The organism is Streptacidiphilus sp. ASG 303, assembly GCF_020991365.1.
Classification (GTDB): domain Bacteria; phylum Actinomycetota; class Actinomycetes; order Streptomycetales; family Streptomycetaceae; genus Peterkaempfera.
This window is the reverse complement of sequence record NZ_JAJLRA010000012.1, coordinates 64,431-72,680: the sequence shown is the minus strand read 5'-3', so window position 1 is coordinate 72,680 and position 8,250 is coordinate 64,431. Positions and strand designations below refer to the sequence as shown.

At 76.1% G+C, this 8,250-nt stretch carries 7 protein-coding genes; 3 read left to right on the top strand and 4 right to left on the bottom strand.

Annotated features, from left to right (window positions below; all coding sequences use genetic code 11):
- Window positions 1-133: 133 nt before the first annotated feature.
- Together LO771_RS17290 and LO771_RS17285 are read right to left on the bottom strand one after the other, a co-directional pair.
- A complete protein-coding gene (locus LO771_RS17290) occupies window positions 134-328 on the bottom strand; it encodes a hypothetical protein (protein WP_230653394.1) in 195 nt (64 codons plus the stop codon).
- Window positions 329-775: 447 nt separating this feature from the next.
- On the bottom strand, window positions 776-1,369 hold the full coding sequence (locus LO771_RS17285; RefSeq protein WP_230653393.1) for a TetR/AcrR family transcriptional regulator: 594 nt from the start codon (window positions 1,367-1,369) through the stop codon (window positions 776-778).
- Window positions 1,370-1,558: 189 nt separating this feature from the next.
- Here LO771_RS17285 and LO771_RS17280 point away from each other — a divergent pair, with 189 nt between their 5' ends.
- Window positions 1,559-2,515, top strand: a complete 957-nt coding sequence (locus tag LO771_RS17280; protein WP_230653391.1) for an ABC transporter permease — start codon at window positions 1,559-1,561, stop codon at window positions 2,513-2,515.
- A 261-nt stretch (window positions 2,516-2,776) separates the two neighbouring features.
- On the opposite strand, the gene LO771_RS17275 is transcribed toward LO771_RS17280, so the two are convergent.
- The gene (locus tag LO771_RS17275) at window positions 2,777-3,472 is read right to left on the bottom strand and encodes a type VII secretion system-associated protein (RefSeq protein WP_230653389.1); all 696 of its coding nucleotides are present in this window, start codon (window positions 3,470-3,472) and stop codon (window positions 2,777-2,779) included.
- Window positions 3,473-4,023: 551 nt separating this feature from the next.
- Here LO771_RS17275 and LO771_RS17270 point away from each other — a divergent pair.
- Window positions 4,024-5,136, top strand: a complete 1,113-nt coding sequence (locus tag LO771_RS17270) for a hypothetical protein (RefSeq protein ID WP_230653387.1) — start codon at window positions 4,024-4,026, stop codon at window positions 5,134-5,136.
- Window positions 5,133-7,235: a hypothetical protein gene (locus LO771_RS17265; RefSeq protein ID WP_230653385.1), complete on the top strand. Its 2,103-nt coding sequence runs from the start codon at window positions 5,133-5,135 to the stop codon at window positions 7,233-7,235. The genes LO771_RS17270 and LO771_RS17265 overlap by 4 nt, the downstream gene beginning before the upstream one ends.
- 296 nt (window positions 7,236-7,531) lie before the next feature.
- Here the strand turns inward: LO771_RS17265 and LO771_RS31375 are convergent, their stop codons facing one another.
- A complete protein-coding gene (locus LO771_RS31375) occupies window positions 7,532-8,146 on the bottom strand; it encodes a response regulator transcription factor (RefSeq protein ID WP_308188931.1) in 615 nt (204 codons plus the stop codon).
- Window positions 8,147-8,250: the final 104 nt, after the last annotated feature.

The window sequence follows — 8,250 nt, the reverse complement described above, 5'->3', positions numbered from 1 at the left end:
TCCGGGTCCGAGGCCGCGGTCCCTCCCCCACCCACCGCAGAGCCGGCCTGTCACGGGGCCACCCGGTCCGCGGGACCGGTCCCATGACACCGCCACGGTGCACCGTCGCCCAGCCCTGCGGCGGTGTTCCGCCTCACATGCAGTAGTAGCGGCCCGCCTGCTGCCATGCGCAGGTCGGACAGTGGACGACGCCCTCCGTCGACGACGGGTGGAAGGTCGGCTCGCCGCAGATCCCGCAGTCCGCCGTCGGCCCCCCACCCACCGGGGCGAGCAGGACGTCGGGGGCACCGGGGGTGCACGTCGCTTCGGCGGTCAGCTGGTCGGACATCGCGTCCTCCTCCATGTCGGGTGCGGCTTCCGAGATGCGTCCCCGGCGGCCTCCGGACCCGGGACCCCGCACGCCGGCCGCGACTCCGGCCGGCCGGCGACGGCTTTCCCGTCCGGTGTTACGACGCCCGCGAGACGTCGGCTATTCCGACCCCGCACCCCGGGGTGCGGGGTCGGAACCCGGGAGCGGGCGGCCCCCGGGGAGCACCCTCGGCAGGCCGTCGGGCGGCCGGGCGGACGCGGACGGCTCCGGCGCCCACGGGGTGCGGCTGGCTCGGACAGGGATCTGCGCCGCAGACGTCAAGCCGTCCACCGCCGCTGCCGGCACCCGCGGCGACCGCACGCGGCAGAGGCGGCGTTCCGGGAGGACCGCACCCGGCCCGTCACCGGCCCCCGTGCTTCCCATGACGCCTCCGACCAGGCCGGACGGCGAAACGCCGCTGGAGCGCTAGGGGGCGCCGAACAGGATCCCGCGCAGCCCGTCGGTGAGGAGGCCGGTGAACTCCTCCGGCGTCAGCGCGGCCAGCGGCCCGTCGGCCAGCACGTACCGGCTGAGGGTGACGCCGACGAGGAAGGACCCCACCATGTCGACCCTGACGTCGACGTCCGGGCCGGTGAGCAGCTCCTGGTAGGCGACGACGCTCTCGGTGCGCATGGCGTGCAGCAGCGCTTTGGCGGCCTCCTGGTCGGCGGCCGCGCGGACCAGGGCGATGAAGGGGTCCGCCTGGTCGGCGGACTCCATCCGGGCGACGTAGGCCCGGGCCACACGCCCGGGCAGTCCCTCGAGGTCGCCGGCGACGCTGTCGGCCAGGTCCCTGGGGCCCGGCACGGCCGCGACGAACAAGCGCTCCTTGGTCGTGAAGTGCATTACGACCAGTCCGTGGGTGACACCTGCGCGCTGGGCGATCTCCCGGATGGTCGCACGGGCGAAGCCGCGCTCGGCGAAGACGGCGCGGGCCGCCGCGATGATGGCGGCCCGCTTGCCTTCCGGGTCACGGGTCCGCTTGCGCTTGTGGGCGACCTGCGGGGCGGGTGACGTCATGGGCCCAATGTACATGCGGTCAGGAGCAGGCTAGGCTAATGTCCAGTTGGACAGTAAGCGTGGGCGACCTCCCCCTCCCGCCGCAGTACGGGAGCCGACGGACCGCCGTCCTCCAGCGCCGACCCCGGCCACGACGGATACGCCCCAGGGCCCTCGGCCGGATCTCCTTTTCAGATCTCCTCCCGTTCTTTGGACTACACCGTGATGCACCCCGCCGCACCGCGGCCGACGCGCGCCCACGCGCTGTCGCTGCTGTGGTTCCCGTTCTTCTTCGTCGCAGCCATGTCCGTGCTCTACCTCTTCACCTTCGGCCACCCGCAGCCGCACGGTGTGCGACTGGGCATCCTGAGCGCCGCTCCCGCGCACCTGCCGGCCGGCCTGGTCACCGAGCGGGTCGCCAACCCGGCCGGCGTCGCGGCGAACCACCTCGCCGGGGCGTTCGACTCCGCCACGAACACCATGTACGTCAGCTCGGCCGCCAGCGGCACCCGGGCCAACTTCCTCGCCGCCGTGCTGCACCCGGCCCACATCGTCGACCTCGTCCCGAAGTCCTCCGGCGACGCCTCGGGCGTCGGCATCTTCTTCTACGCGCTGCCGCTCCTGCTGGTCGGCATGATCACCTCGATCGTCCTCCTCCAGCTGGCGATGTGGCCGCTGCGCAACAAGGCGGCCACCCTCGCGGCCACCGGCGCCTTCGCCTCCGCGGTGACCTTCGCCGTGGCCGCCGGCCGCGACGTCGTCCCCGCCGACGGCTGGCTGCTGCTCTACGGCTTCCTGCTCACCCAGGCCATCGGCTGGCTGACCACCGGCATCGCGCGCCTGGTCAAGCAGTACTTCATGCCCGTGGCGATGACCTTCGTGCTGATCCTGGGCATCCCGACCGCGGGCGCCACGGTGAACGCCGACATGATGCCGACCCCGCTGCGGTGGCTGCACGACGTCCTGCCCTTCGGCCAGTTCATCGAGCTGGCCCGCGCGAGCGCCTACTTCGACGGGCGCGACATCGCCCGGCCGCTGACCGTCCTCCTCCTGTGGGTCGCCGCCGGCGCGGCGCTGCTGGTCTGGACGCACCGCCCGGGACGCCCCGCCGCGGTCCCCGCCCCGCAGGCCGCACCGGCGCGCCGGCAGGTCCAGGGCGCCGTCTGAACGAACCGTCCCGGACACCCCGGGCGGCCGCCGCGGACCGCAGGAGCCGGGGGCCGCGACAGCCCGGACCCCACGGTCCTGCGAGCGGGACGCCCCTCTCCTCCCGTCATGTTCCTCGCGGTCCTGCACGAGGGCCGCAGGCCTCCGGGCCCGGCGACGAGAGGTCCGGCCGACGCCCGACCGGGTGCCGGCCCCGCCGCCCGCCGACGGCGGGGCCGGCAGGGCGGCGTTCGGCGGTGCCGGGGCGTCGCGGCCGGCAGGTCAGACGGCGGGCGGGGACGGTACGGCCACCGCGGCCTCGGCGGAGATCGCCTCGTACAGGGGTTCGTTCTCGATCAGCATGGCGACCGGGCCGGTGGGGTTCACGTAGAGACGGTGGCCCTCCTCCATCCAGGCCACGAGGTCGGCGATCGGGAGCTTCTCGGAGGCCAGCGGGCCGGCGGCCCGCAGGTGCTGCTCGGAGGTGAAGACGAGGACCACAGGCAGGCCGTCGGCGGTCCGGGACGCCAGCGGGCGACCCGCGGGGTCCAGCAGGACGGACACCTCGGCCAGGGCCAGGAGGCGGAGGACATCCTCGGCCGGGCCCCAGCCGGCGGCCGCCGCCTGCACGGCCCCGTCCACCTCGTCGGTGGCCTCGGGCCAGCCCCGGGCCCCCGGGGAGGGCCGGTAGTCGGGGTTCTCGCGCCACTCCTCCACCTCGCCGGTGGGGCCCGAGCGCCACTGGCCCACCAGCGCCCAGTCCGGCGGCGGCCCCTCGCCCCGCCAGGCGGGGTCGACGACACCGATCCAGTGGTCGGGCGCGAGCCGTGCAGCCTCCAGGATGTCGGGCGGCACCTCGGGGAGGGAGCCTGCCGGGCCGTCGGCGTCGCGGCCGGCGGAGGACTGCCCCGTGCGAGGGGGCACGCCGCCCTCGGGCACCGGGTCGGGGTCGTTCGGGGACAGAGGGCCGTCGCTCACTCCGAGGCTCCTTATGCTTCCGCGGCTCGTGCCCTCGGCCGACGGGCACGGCCGGTACCGAACGGTCCACGCGGCGCAGCCGTCGCCGGCCGTGCAGGACCTCCGGACGTCCGCGGCCGCAGTCCGGGACCGCGACCGGAGACCGCCCCGGCGGCGAGGGGCCTGGACAGGGGAGCGCCCACCCTACAGTCCTGCCGACCGCGCCCCGGAAGGGTCGGTGACGGCGGTTCCAGCGGCTGGAGGGCGAGGGGCGCGCGGCCTCGGGCACTGCTCCGCGCACGCGTCCGCCGGGAGCGGCGAGCGGGAATCCGGGGGCGGCTGCGCGCTGGACCCCCGACACGGCAAAGGCCCCTCCGAGAGCCTGCCGACGGTCCGTCGGAGGCCGTCCCGCACCGGCCGGCAGAGCCGTTCGGGCAACGCGTGTGTCAGAAAGTGCCAGGCCCGGGCCGCGAGGCATGCACCTCCGTTTCCGCCGACCACCGGCTCGTATCATCGGCGCCATCGCCCTGGTAGGGCGAGCGCCCAACCTTGCGTGAACACGGAGAAGGCACATGAGAAGCAGCCACACGGACGATCCGCAGGACCGCCCGTCGGAGGAGGCTGCCCCCACATCCGGAAGCCGCGACTCCGAGCCCGCACCGCCGGAGTCCCGTCCGGAGGCCGGCGCACTCTGGAACCAGCCGCTGCCCTGGCAGCGGTTCTTCGAACCGGCATCCCCGGCAGGCCCCCAGCCCCCGACGGGGGCGCGGCCTGCCGACGGCCGCCCGGTGCCGCCTCCGTCGGCGTCGGCGGCGTCGGCCCCGCGGCAGGGGGGAGAGGGCCCGGCGGCGGCACCCGCCGCAGAGGTCTCCCCCGCCGTACCGGAGGAGACGGAAGGGCGCGAGGACGACGCGTACACAGAGCTCGTCGAGCGCACCCCCCTCCCCGCCGAGGCGGCACGCGAGCCGTCCTCCCGGTCCGGCAGGGCGAAGATCCTGTTCGGCGGCACCGCCGTGGTCGGCGCGGTGCTGATGGGCGCATTCCTGCTCCCTGACGACTCCTCGGGCGGCACCAGCACCGTGGCGCTCCACGAGCCGGCCCCGTCCGCCGACGGGACCTCCACGCCCAGTGCGTCCCCCTCCTCCGACGCCCCCGCTCCGCGGCTGCCCTCGGCGCATGCCTCCGCCGCCCGGGCCGGGCAGTCGTCCGCCGCCTCGCGGCCGCGCCACGCGACCCCGACCGCCCCGGGCACGGCCGCCGGGGGGACGCCCACCAGGACTGCAGCCCCAAGGGCGACCCCGACGAAGGCCGCCACCAGACCTACGGCCGCCGCCCCGGCGCCCACGCACCACTGGACGAGCCTGACCCTCACGGCGACGTCCGTGCTGGAGGCCGGCCAGTCCGCGCGGTCCGACCGCACCACCCTCGCCATGCGGTCCGACGGCGACCTGGTCGTGATCGACGAGAACGGGAGGACCCGCTGGTCAGCGGGCACCGCCGGGACCGGCCGGAAGGCCGTCTTCCAGAACGACGGGAACCTCGTGGTCTACCGGGCCGACGGCGGTACGGCGTGGTCGTCCGGCACCCCGGGACACAACGGCGCCGTGCTGGTGCTGAGGAGCGACGGCAACGTCGTCATCCAGAGCGGGAGCACGGTCATCTGGCAGACGGACACCGCGCATTGACCTCGCTGACCGGAGAGACCCCCGACCTCGGGCGGCTCGCGGGGCGGGGCGGGGCGGAGCTGGTGCGGCAGCGCGCGGGGCGGGCGTGGCTGCTGCGTCCGCCCGGCGCCCAGGACCGCCAGGCATGGGTCTTCGCCGCCGGACTGGCCGCCGACCCCGCGCGCTCCGTGGTGGTCGTCGACCTGCCCGAGGGTCCGGAGGACGTGCTGGAGGCGGTGGTCCGGGCGCTTCCGGAGGATCCGCGGGGGCACCGCGTCGTGTTCGGCCGCACGCCGCGCCAGGGCGCCCCGGCCGCCGGCCGCCTGCTGGCGCAGCGCCTCGGCCGCACCGTGGTCGTCGCCGACGGCGTCCCCCTCCCCACCTCGGGCGGGGGGCTGTTCATCAGCGCCGACCGGGGGGCGGGCTGGATGCGCTGCGAACCGGGGGCCGAGCCCGTCCCGGAGTCCCGCCGGTTCCCCCGGCCCGGCTGGGAGGCCGACGTGCCCGACGAGCCGCGCGCGGTCAGCAGGCAGGCCGTGGCCGAACCCCTCCCGTCCGGTGTCTGGATCCGGCCGCAGGAGGAGACCCCGGCGGTCGTCCGCCAGCGGGCCCACCTGGCGGCCCACCTGCTGGGGCGGCCGGACGTGATCACGGTCGTGGTGGGCTCCCGCGGCGAGCCGGGGGTCGTCCCGGGTGACGTGGCGCGGCTGTACCGGCTGCTGCCGGAGCGGGCCCGTGCCGCGGTGCGCCTGTTGGAGTACGGGGACGTGCGGCTGCCCGTCGGACGGACGCTCGGAGACACCCTCGCCGACGTGCTCCGGGAGCCCGTCCGCGCGTACAACGGGATCCCGGGCCTCGTGCGCCCGGGACCGGGCGGCCCCGCGGTCGCTGAGGTGTTCGCCGTCGGGGAGGACGGTTCGCCCGGCCGCATGCTGCTGTCCCGCGAGGTCGTCTATCTGCCGTCGGAAGGTCCCGCCGGTACGGGGCGCGGACCCCGGGTGTTCCGGCACGGCTGGCCCCTCCGTGAGCTGCCGGAGGTCGCACCCGGTGTCCACACCTGTGCGGACGACACCGTGGTGGAGGTCGTCCGGAGCGGGCTGTGGGTCCGGTCCCCCCAGGTGGCGCCCGCCCATGCCGCGCACGTCCGTGCCATCCCCCCCGACCCGGGAGGGGAACTGGTGTTCTTCGACACGGACGCGCCCCACGCGGCGCAGCTGCGGCGGCTGGCGGAGGAGGCCGTGCACAGGCTGGGGCCGAACGGCCCCCGCCTCGCACGCCCGGTCCCCCTGCGGCTGCCCCCGGCCGATCCGCACCCGCACGGCCGGCCCGAGGACCGCGCGGACGACCGTCCCGTCGCGGTGCAGCCGGTGCCCCGCCGCAGCATCGTGGCCGGGGCGCAGGACGAGGACGTCCTGGCGGCCGCCCGCGAGCGGGTGCGCAGCGAGCGGGCCGACCGGTACGGCGAGGCGGCGGCGTTCGCCGCACTCCTGCTCGCACGCGAGCCGCAGCTGGGCGGGGACCGGCCAGCCGCCGGCGTGATCACCGACCTGGCGGCGGCCCGGATGCACCTCACGGACCAGGGCACGGACCCCGCATCCGTGGGGGACGCGGACCCCGACGAGGACGGGCTGGCCCTGCTGCGCTGCGCCTCCGAGGGCGTGCACCTCCTGCCCGTGCACGAGGGCCCCGTGGCCCTGCAGGCCGTGCTCGGCCCGGCGGCGGCCGCCTGGTACGGGGAGCAGAGGCTGGTCGTCGACTGGGCGTTCTGCTCCGCCTCGTCCGCCGGGGAGCCGCACGTGCCGGGGGCGACGCGCTTCCTCATCCGGTCGCTGCGCGGGCGCCGCACGGCCGGGCTGGACCCGGCGCGCCCGGACCGCGTCGTCTTCCTCCCGGGCACCCGCTTCGAGGTCCTGCGGGTGCGGGGCGGGGAGCACCCGCTGGTGATGATGCGGGAGCTGGCCCCGTGGGAGATCGCCCCGGACCGGGAGGCGGACCAGGAGGCCCTGGGCGAGCTGGAACGGGCGGAGCAGGACTGGCGGTGGCGCAACTCCGTGGAGGACGGCGGTCCCCGGGCCTCTTTCACGGGCCGTCCGGAGCGGCCTCCGGGCCTGCTGCACTGACGGGTCCGCCCCGCCGGACGGCAGGGACCGGTCCGGTCCGGTCCGCTGGCGCCGGCGCGCCGTCTCCGTCAGGCTCCCGCCGGAGGCCGCGAGGGTCGGGGACCGGGGAGGACCCGCCACCCGCAGCCCTGACGGGACGGGAGGCGTCGTCGTGCCGGGCAGGGCGTACGGATGACGACCGCCGCAGTACGGGCGTCCGGGGCCGGGACGGTGGGGCGGGCGCGGGCCGCCCGTGGACGGGAACCGGGCGGCCCGGTGGCCGGTGCAGAGGGTGCAGCGGGGGCCGGGCACGGAGGTCAGATGAGGCCGGAGGTCAGCGCGTAGGCCACCGCGTGCGTCCGGTTTCGCATCCCCGACCGGCTGACCAGGCCGTGAATGATGTTCTTCACCGTCCGCTCGGAGTAGCTCAGCCTCACCGCGATCTCCGCCGTGCTGCAGCCCTCCGCCAGCAGCGTCAGCACGTCGATCTCGCGCGCGTCGAACAACGGACGCGTACCGCCCCCCGACGCCTCCTGCCGCATCACCCGCATCTCGTCCACCAGCGTGCGCACCATCGACGACGGTATGGGCGCATGCCCAGCCCGCGCCGTCGTGATCGCGCGCACCACATGCGAGAACGTCGCGTACGGCCGCAGCACGACACCCACCAGGCCGTACCCCACCGCCCGCACCAGCTGCGGCTCACTGATCGCCGAGGCCACCAGCACGATCCGCATCCCCTTGTTCGGCGCCTCCCCCGACATCCGCCTCATCAACCACAGCGTGTCCTCGGTCACCTCGTCGGCGACCACCAGCAGGACGTCCGCCCACGGCACCGGCTCCGCCGGCACCACCGCCAACTGCGGCACCCTTTGCAGGAACGCGGCCGTGCCCTCCTCCGCAATCGCGTCATCCGCCCGGACCGCGACCACCGTCCTCTCCCTGGACGGCCCCACAGCTTCCCGCCTCTCCGCACGGCCCTGTTCCGCCGACCGCACCCGCACCTCCTCGGCACCCGCGCCCGGGCCGCCGGCCG